The sequence below is a fragment of the Mangrovimonas xylaniphaga genome (assembly GCF_001280435.1).
In the GTDB taxonomy this organism is placed as follows: domain Bacteria; phylum Bacteroidota; class Bacteroidia; order Flavobacteriales; family Flavobacteriaceae; genus Mangrovimonas_A; species Mangrovimonas_A xylaniphaga.
Genome location: NZ_LBIP01000013.1, coordinates 1,763,869 through 1,783,716, shown reverse-complemented (window position 1 = coordinate 1,783,716; position 19,848 = coordinate 1,763,869). Strand labels below are relative to the sequence as shown.

The 19,848-nt window shown below is 37.9% G+C and carries 19 protein-coding genes; 14 read left to right on the top strand and 5 right to left on the bottom strand.

Features of this window, described 5'->3' with window-relative positions:
- Nucleotides 1–3 precede the first annotated feature (3 nt).
- The 7 genes from ZA06_RS07845 (at nucleotide 4) to ZA06_RS07815 (ending at nucleotide 8,586) form a co-directional block, all read left to right on the top strand.
- On the top strand, nucleotides 4–630 hold the full coding sequence (locus ZA06_RS07845) for a class I SAM-dependent methyltransferase (protein WP_053976813.1): 627 nt from the start codon (nucleotides 4–6) through the stop codon (nucleotides 628–630).
- Nucleotides 631–734: 104 nt separating this feature from the next.
- Entirely contained in the window at nucleotides 735–1,184 is a 450-nt protein-coding gene (locus ZA06_RS07840) for an META domain-containing protein (RefSeq protein ID WP_082331961.1), read from the top strand.
- 53 nt (nucleotides 1,185–1,237) lie between these two features.
- The gene (locus ZA06_RS07835) at nucleotides 1,238–2,140 is read left to right on the top strand and encodes a DUF6268 family outer membrane beta-barrel protein (RefSeq protein WP_053976811.1); all 903 of its coding nucleotides are present in this window, start codon (nucleotides 1,238–1,240) and stop codon (nucleotides 2,138–2,140) included.
- A gap of 5 nt (nucleotides 2,141–2,145) precedes the next feature.
- Nucleotides 2,146–4,275, top strand: a complete 2,130-nt coding sequence (locus tag ZA06_RS07830; protein ID WP_053976810.1) for a Tex family protein — start codon at nucleotides 2,146–2,148, stop codon at nucleotides 4,273–4,275.
- An 84-nt stretch (nucleotides 4,276–4,359) separates the two neighbouring features.
- On the top strand, nucleotides 4,360–5,247 hold the full coding sequence (locus ZA06_RS07825) for a DMT family transporter (RefSeq protein ID WP_053976809.1): 888 nt from the start codon (nucleotides 4,360–4,362) through the stop codon (nucleotides 5,245–5,247).
- 57 nt (nucleotides 5,248–5,304) lie between these two features.
- A complete protein-coding gene (locus ZA06_RS07820; RefSeq protein ID WP_053976808.1) occupies nucleotides 5,305–5,823 on the top strand; it encodes a ferritin in 519 nt (172 codons plus the stop codon).
- A 369-nt stretch (nucleotides 5,824–6,192) separates the two neighbouring features.
- On the top strand, nucleotides 6,193–8,586 hold the full coding sequence (locus ZA06_RS07815) for a hypothetical protein (RefSeq protein WP_053976807.1): 2,394 nt from the start codon (nucleotides 6,193–6,195) through the stop codon (nucleotides 8,584–8,586).
- 75 nt (nucleotides 8,587–8,661) lie between these two features.
- Here ZA06_RS07815 and ZA06_RS07810 read toward each other — a convergent pair whose 3' ends face one another.
- From ZA06_RS07810 to ZA06_RS07800, 3 genes are all read right to left on the bottom strand, one after another.
- Nucleotides 8,662–9,423, bottom strand: coding sequence for a T9SS type A sorting domain-containing protein (locus ZA06_RS07810; RefSeq protein WP_082331960.1), 762 nt, complete (start codon nucleotides 9,421–9,423; stop codon nucleotides 8,662–8,664).
- 7 nt (nucleotides 9,424–9,430) lie between these two features.
- On the bottom strand, nucleotides 9,431–10,552 hold the full coding sequence (locus ZA06_RS07805; RefSeq protein ID WP_053976805.1) for a hypothetical protein: 1,122 nt from the start codon (nucleotides 10,550–10,552) through the stop codon (nucleotides 9,431–9,433).
- A 93-nt stretch (nucleotides 10,553–10,645) separates the two neighbouring features.
- Complete coding sequence (locus tag ZA06_RS07800; protein WP_053976804.1) at nucleotides 10,646–11,059, bottom strand: hypothetical protein; 414 nt, start codon at nucleotides 11,057–11,059, stop codon at nucleotides 10,646–10,648.
- Between the two features lie 164 nt (nucleotides 11,060–11,223).
- On the opposite strand from ZA06_RS07800, the gene ZA06_RS07795 reads away from it, so the two are divergent.
- Together ZA06_RS07795 and ZA06_RS07790 are read left to right on the top strand one after the other, a co-directional pair.
- Nucleotides 11,224–13,287 carry a tetratricopeptide repeat-containing sensor histidine kinase gene (locus tag ZA06_RS07795; RefSeq protein ID WP_053976803.1) on the top strand — a complete coding sequence of 688 codons (2,064 nt, stop codon included), beginning with the start codon at nucleotides 11,224–11,226 and terminating at the stop codon, nucleotides 13,285–13,287.
- 1 nt (nucleotide 13,288) lies between these two features.
- The gene (locus ZA06_RS07790; protein ID WP_053976802.1) at nucleotides 13,289–14,035 is read left to right on the top strand and encodes a LytR/AlgR family response regulator transcription factor; all 747 of its coding nucleotides are present in this window, start codon (nucleotides 13,289–13,291) and stop codon (nucleotides 14,033–14,035) included.
- Nucleotides 14,036–14,068: 33 nt separating this feature from the next.
- Here the strand turns inward: ZA06_RS07790 and ZA06_RS07785 are convergent, their stop codons facing one another.
- Nucleotides 14,069–14,401, bottom strand: coding sequence for a single-stranded DNA-binding protein (locus ZA06_RS07785; protein ID WP_053976801.1), 333 nt, complete (start codon nucleotides 14,399–14,401; stop codon nucleotides 14,069–14,071).
- 192 nt (nucleotides 14,402–14,593) lie between these two features.
- Here ZA06_RS07785 and ZA06_RS07780 point away from each other — a divergent pair, with 192 nt between their 5' ends.
- From ZA06_RS07780 to ZA06_RS07765, 4 genes are all read left to right on the top strand, one after another.
- On the top strand, nucleotides 14,594–15,238 hold the full coding sequence (locus tag ZA06_RS07780; protein ID WP_053976800.1) for a spermidine synthase: 645 nt from the start codon (nucleotides 14,594–14,596) through the stop codon (nucleotides 15,236–15,238).
- Between the two features lie 53 nt (nucleotides 15,239–15,291).
- Complete coding sequence (locus tag ZA06_RS07775; RefSeq protein ID WP_053976799.1) at nucleotides 15,292–15,642, top strand: DUF2116 family Zn-ribbon domain-containing protein; 351 nt, start codon at nucleotides 15,292–15,294, stop codon at nucleotides 15,640–15,642.
- A 50-nt stretch (nucleotides 15,643–15,692) separates the two neighbouring features.
- On the top strand, nucleotides 15,693–16,388 hold the full coding sequence (locus ZA06_RS07770; protein ID WP_053976798.1) for a hypothetical protein: 696 nt from the start codon (nucleotides 15,693–15,695) through the stop codon (nucleotides 16,386–16,388).
- 105 nt (nucleotides 16,389–16,493) lie between these two features.
- Nucleotides 16,494–16,802 carry a hypothetical protein gene (locus ZA06_RS07765; RefSeq protein ID WP_053976797.1) on the top strand — a complete coding sequence of 103 codons (309 nt, stop codon included), beginning with the start codon at nucleotides 16,494–16,496 and terminating at the stop codon, nucleotides 16,800–16,802.
- A 155-nt stretch (nucleotides 16,803–16,957) separates the two neighbouring features.
- On the opposite strand, the gene ZA06_RS07760 is transcribed toward ZA06_RS07765, so the two are convergent.
- Nucleotides 16,958–17,425 carry a CBS domain-containing protein gene (locus ZA06_RS07760; protein ID WP_053976796.1) on the bottom strand — a complete coding sequence of 156 codons (468 nt, stop codon included), beginning with the start codon at nucleotides 17,423–17,425 and terminating at the stop codon, nucleotides 16,958–16,960.
- Nucleotides 17,426–17,537: 112 nt separating this feature from the next.
- Here ZA06_RS07760 and ZA06_RS07755 point away from each other — a divergent pair, with 112 nt between their 5' ends.
- On the top strand, nucleotides 17,538–19,841 hold the full coding sequence (locus tag ZA06_RS07755; RefSeq protein ID WP_053976795.1) for a M28 family peptidase: 2,304 nt from the start codon (nucleotides 17,538–17,540) through the stop codon (nucleotides 19,839–19,841).
- Nucleotides 19,842–19,848 lie beyond the last annotated feature (7 nt).

The following is a 19,848-nucleotide window of genomic DNA, read 5'->3' as shown; positions in this document are numbered from 1 at the left end:
TTAATGAATCACCTCAAATCTCATTGGGACAACGTTTACGATACCAAAGCAGACCCAGAATTAGGATGGTATGAACCTCATCCAGAAACTACATTGCAACTTATAGATAAATGCCACCTACAACCTGACGCTTCCATTTTAGCAGTAGGTGCTGGCACTAGCAATTTGATAGATGCACTGGTTTCCAGTGGGTACCAAAATATCATCGCTAACGATTTAAGCGACGTAGCTTTAAGCAAATTAAAGGCACGTATCAAACATGAGTTTAACCATGACTTAAATTGTATTACAGATGATTTAACCCAGCCCAAAGCGCTTTTGGAACAAGACCAAATAGATCTTTGGGTAGACCGTGCCGTATTGCATTTCTTTTTAAAAGAAGAAGAACAAGCTACCTACTTTGAACTGATCAAAAAAGTGGTTGCCAAAGATGGTTATGTGTTGATTGCCGTATTTGCTTTGGACGGAGCCGAAAAATGTTGTGGCCTGCCCTTACAACGTTACAACACGGACATGCTACAGGAAAAACTTGGCGACGAATTTCAACTTTTGGAAAGTATGGACTATACGTTCATCAATCCATTTGGTGGCGAACGTCCATATGTATATACCCTTTTTAAAAGAGTATAAAACATCACACCCCATATACCTTTGCCATTGGTTTTGGTATGGTAATTGGTTAAATTAGAGGAACAACTTTTCAACAACAAGTTGTTCCTCTAAAACCTTTAATTATGAAAACAAAAGCACTTTTCTTATTTACATGCATACTAATGCTAACGGCTTGTAAAAGCTCAAAACAAACCACTAGTTCCAACAATAACACAACCTCCATTTCCCTAACAGACACCCCTTGGAAACTGGTAGAATTACAGGGACAAAAAATTACCGACATGACCCCGCAACCCTATCTATACTTGGATTCCAAAACCAATCGTGCTGGAGGGAATTCAGGATGTAATGGATTTGGCGGCAGCTATACGCTCCAAAATGAATACGGCATTAAATTGTCAGGACTCATTTCAACCATGAAAGCCTGCCCAGACATGAGTACTGAAAAAGCCTTTTTGAAAGTTTTGGAATCTGTTGATAATTACACCATTGTTAACGGAGTTTTAAGTCTCAATAAGGCCAAAATGGCCACCATGGCAAAGTTTGAAGTAGACCAATCGGTGATGGATTAAACCACTCACCGATTAACCTATCTTTATGTAGCTAGGTATAATTACACTATATTTTGAAAAATTTCTGGTTCCTTTTAATTTGGCTTCCCTCCTTCTTTTGTGCGCAAAATTACGTTGATGTACTTCAAGTTAGGTACGCCTACACCCCTCATTCAAATTTTGAAAACACCCCTAATCATACAGATGTCAACTCATTTGAATCGGTTGCCACCGTTCCTTTTCCAATCAATGAGTCCACAGCCATTATTACCGGGGCCAACTTTACCTACAACAACCTAAAGCTATTTCCAAACGACGGCTACTCTCACCTTTACAACACCACACTAAGGTTAGGCATCAATTCCAAATTCTCCAATACATGGCAGGGTACTTTTATTGCCCTTCCTAAAATTGCTTCGGATTACCAAGACATCTCCTCAGATGATTTTTACCTAGGAGGCCTTGCCATATTCAAAAACCAACGCAGGGACAACCTGTTTTTTAGATACGGCCTTTACCTCTCACAAGAGGCTTTCGGAGTTACGACCACCCCAATTCTAGGAATATACTACCTTAGCAACAACCAGCTTTTTGAGGCTGACTTAGCAATTCCACTCTCTGCCAATATCAACTATACGCTGCCACATTTTAAAATCGGAATTGATTATTTAGGAATCGAACGCAGCTACCACTTACACAATCCAGAACAAATAGGAAGGTATGTAGAGCAAAACCGATTGGAATTTGCTAGCTATATAGAGTTTAACACCTTTAACAAACAAGTCCTCTTTCGAAGCAAATTGGGTTACGCCACTAACAGACATGCGGTTTTTGACGATGACGACACCATTGGCTTAAAGGTGATTGACTTCAGGATTGATGACAAACGCACCCAATTGAACCCAAAGTTAAAAGGAAGTTTGTTCTTCAAAATTGAGACTATTTATCGTTTTCATTTAAATTCGCAACAAAACTAAATATCATGTCCCAAAGCATCATTTCCTATATCATTTCATTTACCAATTTACCTGAGTCTGGAGTTAAAAATACACTCCAACTTTTGGAAGAAGACTGCACGGTACCCTTTATTTCCCGATACCGAAAAGAGCGCACTGGAAACTTGGATGAAGTGCAAATTGGAGATATTGTGAAATACAAAGAGCAATTTGAGGCTTTGGAAAAACGAAAGGCTGCTATTTTAAAAGCCTTGAAAGAACAGGACGTTTTAACTCCAGAATTGCAAAACAGCATTGAAGAGGCAACAGATCTAACCACCTTGGAAGATTTGTATCTGCCCTACAAGAAAAAACGCAAAACCAAAGCCGAAGCCGCCAGAAAAGCTGGTTTGGAACCGTTGGCCAAAATCATCATGAGTCAAAATGCCTCTGATTTGGAGTCTATCGCTTTTAAATATACCAAAGGAGACATTAGCTCTGCAGAAGACGCCTTGGAAGGCGCACGCCATATCATTGCCGAATGGATCAATGAACGTACCGATATCAGAAATCAGATACGTCAACAATTGGAACGCTTTGCCCTTATTTCCTCCAAGGTGGTAAAGGCAAAGGCCGAAGAGGAGGATGCTCAAAAATTCAGGGATTATTTTGAATGGGAAGAATCGTTAAGCCGCATTCCTTCACACAGACTTTTAGCCATTTTACGTGCAGAACACGAAGGTTTTATTCGCCTTAAAATAGATATTGATGAAGAGCGCGCCCTTTCAAAAATTGAAAGTCGCATCATTCGCTCCAACAACGCTTGCTCTGAACAAATTGAATTGGCTATAAAAGATGCTTACAAACGTTTGTTGCTGCCATCGCTTTCCAACGAAGCCGTTCAAAATGCCAAGGAAAAAGCCGATACATCGGCCATCTCTGTATTTGCGAAGAACCTTAAGCAGTTACTCCTAGGATCACCTTTAGGAGAAAAAAGAATCTTGGCCATTGACCCAGGGTTTAGAACCGGCTGTAAAGTTGTTTGTTTGGATGCGCAAGGAACTCTAAAGCACAACGAAACCATTTACCCGCACGCCCCTAAAAATGATACTACGGGAGCCATAAAAAAAATTAGTTCTTTGGCTGAGGCGTATCAGATAGAGGCCATCGCCATTGGAAACGGAACTGCTTCAAGAGAAACCGAAGCCCTTATCAGACGTATTCATTTTAAGAATGACATCCAGGTATTTGTGGTGAATGAAGCTGGTGCCAGTATCTATTCGGCATCCAAAATTGCCAGAGAGGAATTCCCAAACTACGACGTGACCGTGAGAGGCTCTGTTTCCATAGGAAGACGATTGCAGGATCCCTTGGCAGAATTGGTAAAGATTGACCCAAAATCTATTGGGGTTGGGCAATACCAACATGATGTGGACCAAACCAAGTTGAAAAACGAATTGGACACCGTTGTGGAAAGTTGTGTAAATGCTGTTGGCGTGAACATCAACACCGCCAGTAAATCCCTATTAAGCTATGTGTCTGGAATTGGCCCAAAATTGGCAGAAAACATTGTGGCCTATAGAGAGGAAAACGGTAAATTCTTAGCTAGAACCGACATTAAAAAAGTGCCAAGATTGGGAGACAAAGCCTTTGAACAAGGCGCTGCCTTTTTAAGAATTAAAGGCGCTAAAAACCCAATGGATGATTCCGCAGTTCACCCAGAAAGTTACAGTATTGTCAAACAAATTGCCAAAGATGAAGACAAAACAGTTTCCGAATTGATAGGCAATTCAGAACTCCTTAAAAAAATTGACCTCAACAAATATTGCACAGATACAGTAGGGCTGCCTACACTAAAAGATATTGTCAAGGAATTGGAAAAACCGGGATTGGATATTAGGGAGCAAGCCAAGGTATTTACCTTCAACCAAAATATCAAAACCATCAACGACTTACAGGAAGGCCAACTACTACCTGGAATTGTCAACAACGTGACCAATTTTGGTGCTTTTGTGGATATAGGCATTAAAGAAAGTGGGTTGATTCATATTTCCAATCTATCCGATGGTTTTGTGAGCGATGTCAACGAGCACATCAGCCTACATCAACAAGTGATTGTTAAGGTATTGGAGGTTGACATTAACCGCAAACGCATTCAATTAAAATTGCACAAATAAGCGCTTTTTTTACACCATAACACACTACAATACAGATTCATAATAAAGATTTAAGTACTTTTATGTTCTTTTAGTTTATAACTGATGACAAAACCTAGAATTGCGCTTGTTATTGGCATTGTTTGCATCTCGATATTTCCTGTCTTGGTGCGGCTTAGCTTGACACCCGGGCTCATCTCTGCGTTTTACCGAATGGCCTTTGCCTCAGCCGTTATTGTACCCTATGTGTTGCTCGCAAAAAAGTTTGTTATTCCTTCCAGAAAACTATTCCTGCTGTCAAGCCTTTGCGGCCTTATCTTCGGATTGGATGTTGGCGTATGGAACATCGCCATTCAAGGATCCTCAGCAACACAGGCCACACTGCTGACCAATTTATCACCCGTTTGGGTGGGTATTGGAGCCTTCCTATTTTTAAAGGACAAACCTTTAAGGAATTTTTGGATAGGAACCGTAATAGCCTTGATAGGCATGGTGCTATTGGTTGGCCTTCGTTTCTTTTTAAAAATGGAATTCAACATTCCATTTTTCTTCGCGGTATTATCTGGAATGCTCTATGCTGTGTATATGCTTGTGAGCAAATTTGTTTTAGGTGAAGTAGACGTGGTTAGTTTTATGACCATAAGCGTGATGTCCTCTACAATTACCTTGGGCCTTATTTGTGTTGCCATAGGCGAACCCTTCAGTGGCTTTTCCAATGAAGGCTGGTTGGTTTTGGTAATTCAAGGGTTGGTTTGCCAGTTATTGGCATGGCTGCTCATTAGCTACGCCACCAAACATATGCGAGCCACAAGAGTTTCAGTGAGCTTATTAGGACAAGCCATTTTAGCATCAATTCTAGCCTGGATATTCCTTAACGAATCTATTACCCTCCAAATGATTATTGGCGGACTTGTATTATTATTAGGAATTAGAATTACATTTTATACCAAGCCCATTCCCTTATTTAGATTTTCTAAAAAAGAAAAATCCTAAGCAAGAATGTTTAAATCCTAAGAGTTTTATAGCTAACTTTGGTAAAAAACGAAGCTTATGTTATCAAAATCTATAGAAAAGGCTCTTAATGATCAAATACGCATTGAAGCCGAATCCTCGCAAATTTATTTGGCCATGGCCTGTTGGGCAGAGGTAAAAGGCCTGGAAGGAGTAGCCAATTTTATGTACGATCAATCCGATGAAGAACGTATGCACATGTTGAAATTGGTACGTTTTGTAAACGAACGTGGCGGCCATGCCCAGGTATCGGCATTAAAGGCGCCTAATGTGACCTTTAATTCGTTCAAGGAAATGTTTGAAAAGCTATATGAACATGAAATATTTGTTTCTGAAAGCATCAACGAATTGGTACATATCACTCTTCAGGAAAAGGACTATGCCACACATAATTTCCTTCAATGGTATGTATCTGAACAGATAGAGGAAGAAGCGGTTGCAAGAACTATTTTGGACAAAATAAACATGATTGGGAACGATAAGGGAGGCTTGTATTTGTTCGATCGCGACATCCAACAATTGAACGTAAGTACAGCCGCTGCCGAAACACCTGAATAATTTTAACATTAAATCTTATTTAGATTTATTTAAAATAAGTATTTTCGCCCTCGTTTTGAAATAGTTATTATTTGTTTTGGGCAAGAAAAAAGACAAAAAGCAAAAAAAGAAAGAAGCGATAAAGCAGCTGCACGAATCAGGCATCATTAATGCCGATAAGGTAAAAAGCAGTTGTTGCAAGAAATATAAAAAGGGAGAAAACAAGCGTTGCAAAAAGTGCCCTTGTTTTGATTTGCTTAAAAAGGTGGCTTAGTTTCCTAGGACCTCCTTTAACAATACGAAAGAGATTAGTTGTATGCTAATCTCTTTTTTTATGCCTTATCATTAATAAAATCTTTAACTTGAAGTTATCAACACACCTAAGTTTAAATGCTTCAAAACCGACAAATAAAAGCCAAAGCCGTTTACAATATTACCTACATCATTTGGCTTCTTTGCTTGCTTTCATTCGTTTCTTCTTATTCCCAAGAATCTTCTCAAATAAAGCATATTGCAGAATCCTTTACAACCCATACCCAATTGCCGAGAGAGATTGCCTATGCGCATCTGAACAAATCCACATATATCAAAGGAGAAACTCTAGCCTTTACGGTGTATGTTTTCGACAAGAACAGTAAACAGTTGTCTACAGCAACCACCAATGTGTATTGTGCTATTGTTGACAATGAAAGTAACATCATAAAGAATAAAATGCTATTGGCTCAAAATGGGGTTTGCTATGGAAGCTTTTTTGTGGATGAACAATTTTCCTCGGGTAATTACAACTTTCACGCCTACACCAATTGGATGAAAAACTTTGACGAGCAGAATTTTTATGTTCAGGGCATCTCCATCATTGATGCCAACGAAACCACACCACCTCCTCTAGTTTCCTCACATCTCGATATTCAATTATTGCCAGAAGGAGGCCATTTGGTGGCCAACACGCCAAACACTATCGGTATTGTTATAAAAGACACTTTAGGACTTGGACTGCCCAATACCACTTTTGAGCTTTTGGATTCCAATAACCAAAGCCTGGGCAGTATGGGAACCAATCAATTTGGCATTGGAAAATTTGCGCTCACTCCTGACCATGGCACTTTCTACAAAGTAAGAGTTAAAACGCAAGAGATTACACAAATTCAACCATTGCCGCCATCTGAACCTTTTGGCATTGCCATGACCTTAAACAAACTCACCGACAAAATCATTTTAAGGTTCAACACCAATACAGATACCTTTAAATTCATTAAAAACAAACCTTATACTTTAATGGTTCACAATGGGCATGATCTTAAAACCATTGGCATTCAATTTACAGATGCTACAGAAATCCTAACTCTAATCCCTCACAAAGACCTTTTCAAAGGCATGAATATTTTAACCTTATTTGATGAAGAAGGCAATCCAATCCTGGAACGCCTTTATTTTAAATATGAAGGGGTTCAGTTCGTAAAATCTGAAGAAGCAAATTTCCAAAAAGACGAAGATTCAACGCTGATAAAAATTCCAATTAAAACTGTCAACCCAAAAGCTTTTAATAATTTCAGTGTATCCGTTTTGCCTACCGAAACCAAATCCTACCAACACCATCAAAACATTATTTCTGCACTGTATTTACAACCCTTTGTAAAAGGATTCATTGAAAATGCCCATTACTATTTTTCAGATATTAATAGACAAAAAGAGTTTGAGTTGGACAATCTTTTGCTTACCCAAGGATGGAGCAGTTATAATTGGCGACAGATCTTCAACCATCCTCCCAATGCAAAATATTCTTTTGAACAAGGCATCACCGTTAAAGCGCACATCAACCAATCGAAGTCCAATACCTTTGCCATGTTCCCCATTACCAACAATGATTTTGAAACCTTTGAACTAAATGCCAGCAATACCTATTTTAAAAAACAAGGTCTTTATCCACTGGACAAAGAACAATTGCGTTTTGTAGAACTGAACCGAAAAAACTCAGGAATAAAACCCCATTTGTTTTTAGAGTTTTCGCCTTCCAAAATTCCTGATTTGGAGAAGCATATTAAAATAGAACCTTTAAAACAACCCGTCAGTTTTAACTCCAATAACTCACAAGCGTTTTTGATCAACTCCTGGAGTGGTGTGGAACAATTGAATGAAATCGTGCTTTCGGTTAGAAAAAAGGACAGTCGTAAAGAGCAGCTGAGCCAGCAGCAGCATGGCAAAATTGATGTCTTTGATGATAACCTACGCAGGTCTTATATGGATTTTGCCTCCTACATACAAACCAAGGGGTTTAGGGTCTACCAAAACAATGGGCAACTTGATATTATCAATCCTTCGGCAGCTTCTGGAACCAACAATAGTCCTGTGGTATACTTGGACGACATGAGACTGTTCGATTTGAATACTCTATACCAATACCGTTTGGATATTGTGGATTACATTCTTGTTGACAAATCAGGATTTGGACAAGGTGTCAATGGAGGCGCTGGAGTCATTAAAATTTATACGGATCCTAAAATTTCAGTTACCTTTAATGAGAACAGTCCGTTTCAAACGTTTAACATTCCACTTACCTTCAGCACGCCCTCCAAATTCTACACCCCAAAATATGCGTTTTATCAAACGCAATTCTATAAAGAATACGGTGTAGTGAATTGGATCCCCAATTGCCACGTAGATGCAGAGGGCAACATTTCTTTTAAAATAGACAATATCCAAACTGGCACTTTGAAGATGTTTATAGAAGGTACTTGCAATGATGGTAGCTTAATTTCCGAAACGAAGCGTATCCAAATCAACTAAAAAGTCATATAAATAGAGACCACCCTAAGATGGCCTCTATTAATGTTCACATAAAATTAAATATTTATAATAACCTTACTTCTTCGCCAATTTAAAGGTAGCTTCTCCTTTACTGGTCTCCAATTTCACAAAATATAGCCCTTGAGAAAGGTATCCAAGATCCAAGGATGTTGCATTTTCTGAAATACTATAAATCACCCTTCCATTCATCTCCATAACTTGAATACTTTGTACACTTAAATCTTGTGATGAACCAATGTTAATCTTATCTACAAAGGGGTTTGGATACATACTAATTGAGCTCTTCAAATTATCTTCAACACCAAGATTATCAGCTAATTCATCGAGAACAGTTGTAATAGACCAATTTCCTTTGGAATCCTTTACCCGTACGTAAAGCACATCTTCAAAGTTATATGTCAACGGAGTATAGGGAACATTAAAGCTTTTTGTGATCTCATCTTTTGACTCATTTAAATTAACAACAGTATTGTTGCCAAACCCCAAATCATCACCAAAAAAGAACTCTAAAGCAACAATCTCGCTGTCAGGATTCTCATAGACTTCAATATTTTTTCTAATGGTATGACTCCAATTTCCATTAGCATCCTTAACCCTCATATAAAGCTTATGGTACCCTATAGTTGTTGAAGCTGGGATATTTGCCAATACAGCTTGAGTAATATCTGTACTAGGCGAAGTGACACTCAATACAGTATTCATTCCAACTCCAATATCCTCATCCAAAAAATACTCAACATGGGTAACATTGGATTGCGCTTCAATACCTAATGTTATAGCCACTAATAATAGACTAGTTAAAACAATCTTTTTCATAGCTCTATTAGTTATTGGTTCTTGCTTTAAGGGTTACTGAAAGCCCAGTATCCGCCTCTGAAACTCCAGGAGTAGCCACTCGATAAATCACAGGGATGGCTCCTAACCCAGACAGGTTATAACGATTAGATACCGCAACCCCTCCAAACGCTCCACGCTCTGCACCATCGCTTCCTGTTTCATTGTAGGTAGAACTAGCCTTTAATTGATAGGCTCCATCTGTAGTCCGCCCCTCATCTATGAACAAGTTCACCATATTGGGAACGTAAACATTACCTAAAGTCCCTTCAAACACAGTAGCGTTGGACACGGTATTGTACTGCACATTGTTATTGGTACCACTATTGATATTCGCGACAATACCGGCTGCTTTCAAGATGTTATTTTGGAAGGACCCAGTATTAAATTCCAAACTTAACTCATTGACAGGGCCATCAAACACATTGTTATTGCACTCCGTAATAGTCCCCATACCCCAATTCCCTGACCAAATCAACCTTTTTTGGCAAATATTATTATTAAATACAATTTCTTGCGGTGGCACAAAAAAACTAGAACCATCAATATTTAATGCATTTGTATTATAATTATTTGAAAAAAAGTTTTGAAGAATATAGACATCCACTAATTCACGTGCAAATTCTATGTTTCGAGCTATTCTACAACGTTTAATAGTGATACCATTAACATTTACATAAATTTTCCCACTAAAAGAACTACCTTGAGTTATTACATTCATTCCAATAATTTGTGAATTTTCTGAACCTGATTTAAAATAAATACGTTCTATTTTAGCATCAAGTGTATTGTTGGATACATTGGGATTTTCGGTTAAAAAATAACCAGGCCCTATAATAACTAACTGCTTAGTAATATCTGCATTAGCATATACTGCAATAGAACCTTCCACATGCAATGTATCCCCTGCCACCACATTAGGATAAGTAACCGCTTGCTCAATTTCCTTAAACACCGGATAACTAGGAGTCCCACCAAAATTATCCCCAAAGGTTGAAGCCCCATCAAAATTAGATTGGTTGTTTACCCGCCAAGTTTTAGCATAAGTAAAAGAGGTTAATAACAAAGTAGTACACAGCACTACTCTTAAAAGTAATTGTTTTGTTTTCATAATAAAAAGAGATTAATAGCATTAATAAATTGGTTTAAGTTGTTTCTTCTTCATATATGGAATGCAGTATAATTTTCTCATACTGCTTCAAAATCATCGTTCTTCCTCAGTTGTACCAACCAATATGCCTTTTAGATATTCCCCACAATACCTAAAAGTTTTTTTTACCTTGCTCATGTTTAAGGTAGCTCTGCTTTTTTTCATAAATGAGCCGTTACCATTAGCAATGTCATCTACTACCTCTGGAAAAATTTCCCAAAGGCTGTCAATATTCTGTTGAGATTGTTCCAAAATGGCATCTTCCAGTTCATCAGGGACCTCAGCACCAGCTTGGGTCAGGCTATCATGAACAAACACATTTTCATAAATTTCAAAGGATTTGGCCACAAACTTGTCGGCACTTTCAATTCCAGAATTTGAGGGTTGTTGGATACGCTTTTGGGATAAAACGTCTATGGGGGTTAAAAAAATAACAACAGGGGCTACTAAGGGGAATAGATTTCTCATAACTCATAGCTTTAATTTCAGAATTGTCAATAAAACTACTTATAGCTATAAGCAAAAACCAGCCTCAATTTATATTCGAAGGATTTCAGTTTTTTTCTGCTTGATTACCAGCGTTTTCTGCATAAAAAACACTACTTTTAAATCGCTATCAACCAACCAATTACATGAGATTTGTACTTTTAAGCATATTTCTTACATTTTGTATTCCTGCTCTCCCACAACAGGAAATTATTGACTCGCTCAATATTGAATTATCAGAAAGTGATATCCCTGATGAAAACCGGCTAAATATTTTAAACAACCTTTCCTACGAAAATCACTTAATAAATCCAGAAAAGGGATTAGAACTTAGCGACAAAGCTATAGAGCTAGCTAAAAAATTAAAATCTTCAAAAGGCTTGGCATTTGCTTACCAAAACAAAGGAACCAATTACCATGCGCTATCTAATGACTCCATGGCTTTGTTAATGTATGATAAAGCTATTGAAATACATAAGGAAAGTGCCAATTTAGTTGGCGTTGCCAAAACAACATTTAACAAAGGTTTGATTTACTTTGGAAATTCAGATTACCTGAGAGCCAATGAATGCAACCTTCAAGCCTTTGAGATTTTTGAAAAAGAAAAGGACAGCTTTCTAATGGCCAAAATGCTAAATAGTATTGGGATCAATTTAATGTATCGGTCAAAATATTCTGAAGCCTTAGACACTTATCTAAAAGCATTAAAACTATATGATAGGCTAAACCTAAATAATTCTTTTGACTATGGAAGTACATTAGCCAATATAGGCATATTACTCAATAAACTTGGAAATCATCCCCTTGCTATTGACTACCAAAATGATGCCCAAAAAGTATATGAAAGATTAAATTACCCCATAGGAGTTGCCAACACCTATAATAGCTTAGGTAATATTTTCGACTCAATGGACAAGCCCAGGGAAGCTATAGATTTTTACAATAAAGCCTATATGATAATGACAGAAATAGGCAACAAGGAGGGAATGGCCAATGCACTCACCAACATAGGCATTGCCCATACATCACTTAAAAACTATTCCAAAAGTTTGGAATACCTAAATAAAACAAAACTCATATATCAAGACCTAGGAAACAAGAATAGTTTATCAATAGTGTTCTCTGCCATTGGAGATAATTACCTAAAAAAATATGAATATATAGGCGATAAAAAACTATTGGACGATGCTCAAGGGAATTTCCAAATAGCGCTTGACCTTAACAACAATGATAATTTAGATTTTCAAATCCAAATCCTAGATGAACTAGCTAAAGTTAATCAACTACAAGCCAACTACAAAAAGGCCTACGATATAAAAGTTCAAGCTGAAAGACTTAAAGACAGTTTTTCTATGTCTGAAAAAAAGGCTGAAATAGCCAAGCTTGAATCGGAATTTAAATATCAAAAAAAACTAGCCCAACTTAATTCTAGCCATGAAATTGAACAGGCCAATTCATTGGCAAACCTCACACACGAAAAATTATTAAAAAAGATTACTATAGCAGGTAGCAGCATACTTATTCTTTTAATTATTGTCAGCTTTCTGTTATATAAACGGCGAAAAGAGGTAATTACTAAAGCTTTAATTACCGAAACTGAACTTAAAGCTTTGAGGTCTCAAATGAACCCCCACTTTATATTTAATTCACTCAACTCCATTAGTGACTATGTCCTAAAAAATGATAAAGAGTCTGCCATCAACTATCTCAGTAAATTTTCTAAACTCATAAGGCAAATTCTGGAAAACTCAGAAAAAGAACTTGTCCCTCTCGATGAAGACTTAGCTATTTTAGAGAATTACCTAGATATTGAGAAACGAAGATTTAACAACAAATTCTCCTATTCAATAAACATCGATAAAAACATAGACCCCAAGAACACTTTAATTCCCCCATTAATCCTGCAACCATTTATTGAAAACAGTATCGTTCATGGTTTTAAGGAAAAGGACAATGATGGAATGATAAATATAAGCTTTACAAAGGAAAACAACATTATCATATGTACTGTTGAAGATAATGGAGTTGGGAGAGTAGAAAAAACAATCGCAGAAAAAGAAATTAATAAAACATCTTTGGGAACCAAAATAACCAAGAGCAGAATAGACATACTGAATAAACAAAAAAACACAAATGGGAGTGTAGAAATTATTGACAAAAGACAAGGAACTCTAGTAAAAGTTTCTATTCCCTTACAATTAGCTTTTTAAAATGATTAAGGCGCTTATAGTTGATGACGAACAACATTGTATTGATAGATTAAACTATCTTACTTCCAAACATCCTGAAGTTTTGGAGGTGGTTGCCACCTGTAATACAGTAGAAAACGCCCTAATCCTAATAGATAAAGTTAACCCTGACCTTGTTTTTTTGGATATCCAAATAAATGGAAAAACTGGTTTTGATTTTTTAGAGGCACTAAACAGTGTGAATTTCAACATCATTTTTACTACAGCCTATGAGCAATTTGCAATTAAGGCTTTTAAATACAGTGCCTTTGACTACTTACTAAAACCAATCGATGAGGATGATTTTACACATGTGCTAAACAGATTAAAAAAAGGGCTTTCAAACAGGACTTTGGAATCTCAAATGCAAACATTGCTTTACAACTTGAAAGCAAACGATACTTCAAAAAAGATAACCATACCCACTTCGGAAGGCTTTTTGGTTATAGAAACGAATAATATTCTTTACTGTGAAGCTGATACCAGTTATACTTTTATTTATATTAAAGACCAAAAGATACATGTATCTAAACCACTTAAATATTATGAAGAACTTCTTCCGCATGGCTCCTTTTTCAGAGTTCACAATTCATTTCTGATAAACATAAACCATATAAAATCCTATAACAAAAGTGGTTTTGTTACCATGGACAATGATAGCATCATAAATGTTTCCACTAGAAAAAAAGAAGCTTTTTTGAGACTTATAAAAAAACGAATGTCTCATTAAAAAAGGCTCCATATGGAGCCTTTTTTAATTTGCTTACTTCCCCAGCATCAATAATTCACTGCAGAGAATTTCTGTGGCATAGTGCCGTTTACCATCCTTATCTTCCCAACTACGGTTGGTAAGTTTCCCCTCTACGGCAATTTCCTGCCCTTTTGTAATATAGCCTTCCACCACCTTTACAAGGCCACCTCGCACAACAATATTGTGCCAATAGGTGCGCTCTATCTTCTCACCTCTTTTGTCCTTATAACTATCATCAGTCGCCAAGGAGAATCTGGCCATCTTGTTGCCATCTTCAAAATTTACAATTTCAGGATCTTGTCCCAATCTGCCAATCAACTGTACTTTGTTTCTAAGTGCATTCATAATTTTAAATTTTAAGGTTAAACAGTTAATACCATTGAATCTCGTTAGTTCAATTCAACAGGACAAAGATTGTTAACCTTTCTAAAATTAGTCGGTAGTTACGCATTTATAGTCGTTTGTAAACGTTTGTAGTCGTTTGTACACGGATAATTATCCCCAACAAACCCTTATATTTGCAGCTTTTTAAGCCCTATGAAGCGCCTCTTAAGCTATATCTACCCAGTCAGCAAAAAAGTGCCTTCCCAATACAATGGGAAGTTGGAGGTGACCTGGTATGATGGCAAAAAATACCTCAACACCAAAAATGCCAACTATTCGTATGGTTCCTTACAGGAAATTTTAAAGTTCGGCTTGGAGCATATTCACCTGAGTTCCATCTCCAACTGCTTGTTATTGGGTCTTGGTGGCGGCAGCGTGATTGACACACTTCGCAACCACTTCAACTTTCAACAACACATCACGGCTGTGGATATTGACCCTGTAGTGATAGCCATTGCCCAAAAAGAGTTTCAGCATTACAACTCTCCTACTTTAAGTATGGTGTGCGCCGATGCCCAACAATTTATTCTAGAAAACACAATTAGCTTCGACCTCATTATTGTAGACCTTTACATTGATGCCCACATGCCATCACAATTTATGGAGCTTTCCTTTTGGAAGGCTATCCTCAAATCGCATTCCCAACAAGGAGCCATTCTTTTTAATGCAGCTTTGCATGCTTCCAACTCAGAAAACTTACACCCTATTATTTCACTTCTGGAGGTCAATGGCTTTTTGGTTAACACCCTTCAAAAAGTAAATGGTACCAATACCCTGCTAGTGGCCCAAACCCAATAATCTATTATAAATGAATATTTCCTATATTGTATACGCAACCAACCCATTGTATTATGCAAAAAGCGTGTCCAGAATGTGGAGATACTATCCGCGGAAGAGTGGATAAAAAATTCTGTAGCGATGCCTGCCGAAACAGTTATAACAACAAGGTTAATAAGGACGTTAGAAACATAATCAGGAATACCAACAACAAGCTTCGCAAAAATTATAGGGTTTTAGAAGAACTTAATCCAGAGCAAAAATCTACGGCATCCAAAGGAAGGCTGGTTGAAAAAGGCTTCGACTTCAACTACATTACCAGCATTTATACCACCAAAACCGGCAAGGTCTATTATTTTGTGTACGACCAAGGGTATCTCCCTCTTGAGGGCGACTTTTACGCTTTGGTAAAACGCGAACAATAGCTGTAACATTTTAAGCCGTTTTCCTACTTATCAATAAAAAGCTCCCTTTTATGATAGCATTAGCTTCCTCATTTGTCCCTATCATTATAGCCCTTGTAATTATTGCCGGCATTGGTTTGGGTTCCTACTATTTCAGTTCGAAAAAGGTCATTCTTCGTGCCCTAGCCAAAATACCGCACAAAACCATGGGCAGTATCAGGACCAATGAGCTGGTGAAAATTTCAGGAAAGGCCCTACATGCCAATGAACCGCTTAAGGCCCCCTTAAGCAAGCGCGATTGCGTATTCTATAGCATCACTATTGAACAGAAGAAGAGCAGCGGCAAACATTCGCATTGGAAAACCTTGATTCACGATGAACAATTTCACGACTTTTTTGTGGATCATCGAGGCGAAATGGTCATGATCAAACCTTCCCATACCCCGAAAAACTATGTCACCTATTTAGTGCCCGACAAGAACACCGCCTCTGGAATGTTCAACAATCCAACACCCGAATTTGAGGCCTTATTGAAACGTTATCATATTGAGAGCTCCAACTTTTTCGGTTTCAACAAACAATTGCGCTATAGCGAAGGGATCATAGAAGTAGGCGAACGCATCACCGTATCAGGAATTGCCAAATGGAAAAGCTTTACCGAACCCATTGAAGGCTTCCCCTATTCCAAAATACTGTCGCTTGAAAGCGAGGGCAAGCAAAAACTGATCATCTCCGATTTGCCCGAGGCTCTTGAAAGCCGACCTTAATTTATAAGAATAGTCTATTATATTTTAGAATAACCAACACGCCAATTATATCAGAAACCATTTGAGAAAGTTTATGTTGAGATTGGCAACAAACAACACCCTGAAATGAAACCAGAACCAATAAAACAAACAAATTACAAACAATGGGCTTTTAGAGTATTTCTTTATGTAGTTGCAGTAAACCTAGTAATCGCTTATCGGGTAATGACTTTTGCTGTTGGGTTTCACGATATAGAAAAATTCCAACGAAATATTGCCATTGTATCGGTATTCGGAAATTTACTCCTTATAACGGGTATTATACTAACTATTCTCAGCATTAAAAATGAAGAGAAAAAAAATTATCAATATTACATTTCGATAATCGGATATCCATTCTTTTTAATACTAACCTTTTTATCCTTGGTGTTCTAAAATAGAAATCGAAAATCTATGCTGGATTAAAAAGGATTGCTTTGAATAACTCAAATCACCCTCCCAAAAAAAATGCAGCGATCCTAAAAACTATCGCTGCACATGTTTAACAAACCCAACTGAAGCGTGATTGTATCACGTTCATTTAATTCTTCTTATTTCCAATTATGCCCTTTCAACTGAAGGGCTGCTTTTAAAATATCCTTCTGGCTAATTTGCCCTACCAATTTACCGTCCTGTACAATTGGGAAACGGCGCATCTTGGACTCCAAGAATTTCTTAGCCGCATCAAACACATTCATATTGCCATCTATGGTCTCCACCTCCTTGATCATGCGTTTCTCAACATTGTCCTGTGCCATTGGCATGTTGTAATATCTACTGTCACTAATCTGCTTTAAACAGTCTCCTTCCGAAATGATGCCAACCAACTCATAATTGTCGTTCACAACGGGTCCCCCCGAAATCTTGTGGGCAATCAAAGCCTTGATTACCTCCTCCACAGACTGCTCTGGTTTAAACGTAATTAATGTAGTACTCATATAATCTCTAACCCTAAATGGGATCTCCTCTACCGTATTGCTTTGCTGCTTTCGAGACCCCTGAAAACTTTTTATGCCCATAACCTAAAATTTTAATTCCTTTTAAATTTACTGAATTTAAGTCATTTAACCTAAAGTGAATTTTAGCAAAATATTCAGTACATTTAAGAAGAACTAACTAACACTTCTTCCCATGCTAAAAAAAATCATCGCCTTAGCACTGATACTTTTGGCCATTTATTGGAGTTTTCTTGCCCTAAAACCCACTTCAATTTCTGGCTTGGAAACGACTGATACCGAATTTTCTACGGACAGGGCTTTGGGACACCTCAAAGAAATTTCAAAACAGCCTCATTATGTTGGCATTCCCGAACACCAAAGGGTTCGAGACTATATTGTAACTGTTCTGAAAAACTTGGGATTGGAAACCGAGATTCAGGAAGGCTACAGTCACAATGAAAAATGGGGAAGCATCACCAAGGCTAAAAACATTTTGGCCCGCATCAAGGGAACCGACAGCACCAAAGCACTATTACTTTTATCACATTACGATAGCAACCCGCATTCCTCATTGGGAGCCAGTGATGCGGGTTCCGGGGTGGTAACCATTTTGGAAGGTCTTAGAGCTTTTCTACATGAAGGAAAACAGCCCAAAAATGACATTATTGTGATGCTTTCCGATGCCGAAGAACTAGGACTCAATGGCGCCGAACTTTTTGTAAACGAGCATCCTTGGGCAAAAGATGTGGGCTTGGTTTTAAATTTTGAATCCCGAGGAAGTGGCGGCCCTAGTTATATGTTGGTGGAAACCAATGGAGGCAACCATAAACTCCTAAAAGATTTTGTGGCAGCTAACCCCCAATATCCCGTGGCAAATTCCCTTGCCTATAGTGTTTACAAAAAACTTCCAAACGACACCGATTTGACCAGTTTTAGGGAGGACGGCAATATTGACGGATTCAATTTTGCTTTTATTGATGATCATTTCGATTACCATACGGCCTTAGACACTTTTGAACGATTGGACCGATCTTCTCTGGAGCACCAAGGTAGCTACCTTATGCCTTTACTCCATTACTTCGCCAATGCTGACTTAACTGATTTAAAAAGCGATGAGGACAATGTATACTTTAACATCCCTTTGTTTAAAACCGTGAGCTATCCCTTTGCTTGGATTGTCCCAATGCTTGTCGTGGCTATCGTTCTGTTTTTAGGCTTGGTATTTTACGGTTTGAAAAAACGCATGCTCAACTCTAAGCATATGGCCATTGGTTTTATTCCCGGTATGGCCGCCATTTTATTGAATGGACTTATAGGCGTTGGTGGCTGGAAGGTGCTAACGGTTATTTACCCTCAATATAATGAAATCCTCCAAGGGTTTACCTATAACGGGCATACCTATATTTTAGCATTCTCTATATTGGCAATGGCCATATGTATGTGGCTATACAACAAAGTCTATAAACCTGAAAACACGGCAAGTTTGGTTGTACCCCCACTATTCCTGTGGTTGATTATCTGCACCCTTATAGCCATTTACCTTAAGGGAGCCAGCTTCTTTATCATTCCCGTATTTTTTGGTTTGATCAGCTTGTGGATCTTGGTACGCCAAAAACGTCCCAACATTTTATTAATGGCATTGCTGCTTTTCCCAACCATTTGGATCTTGGTACCCTTTGTTAAAATGTTTCCCGTAGGTTTGGGACTAAAACTTTTAGTTGCGTCCACTGTACTGATATCCCTGATTTTTTCCCTGTGCATCTCAGTATTTGGTTTTTCCAGATATAAAAACCGTTGGGCCTATTTTCTATTTATAGTATCCATTGGCTGTTTTATCTATGCCCATATAAATTCCGATTTCAACGAGGAACGTCCTAAACCCAATAGTTTGATCTACTTCTGGGATACCGATAGCAACAAAGCGCTTTGGGCCACTTACGACCAACAATTGGATGCTTGGACCAAAACCTTCCTATCTGACAATCCAAGAGCCAACGATTCGCTTTCAAAATTTAACAGCCGTAGTAAATATGGCACACCAATAAGCTATGTGAACAATGCCGATGTAAAACCAGTTCCAAAACCTCATATAGATATTTTACAAGATTCACTAGTTGGAGAGGAACGCCATATAAAACTATTCATCGCGCCTCAACGCAGAGCTCACAAATTGGTATTGTTTGCAGACTCCACCCAACATTTCATTGATTTTAAAATGAATGGCTACGATTTTAAGAATACCAAACACAATGGATATGTATTGGAAGAGCGTTTAGGGCAACAACTATTTGCCTACTCTGTTGTGGACGATAATTTAATGGATATAGAACTAAGCATTCCAATGGGTACACCGTTGATACTAGACTATTTGGAAGTCTCATTCGACCTCCCCAGCAACCCATTGTTTAGGATGCCTCAACGGCCTGCCGGCATGATCCCGAAACCATTTGTTAACAATGATGCAGTGATGGTCAAGGAGACCATTATTTTAAATTGACAATTTT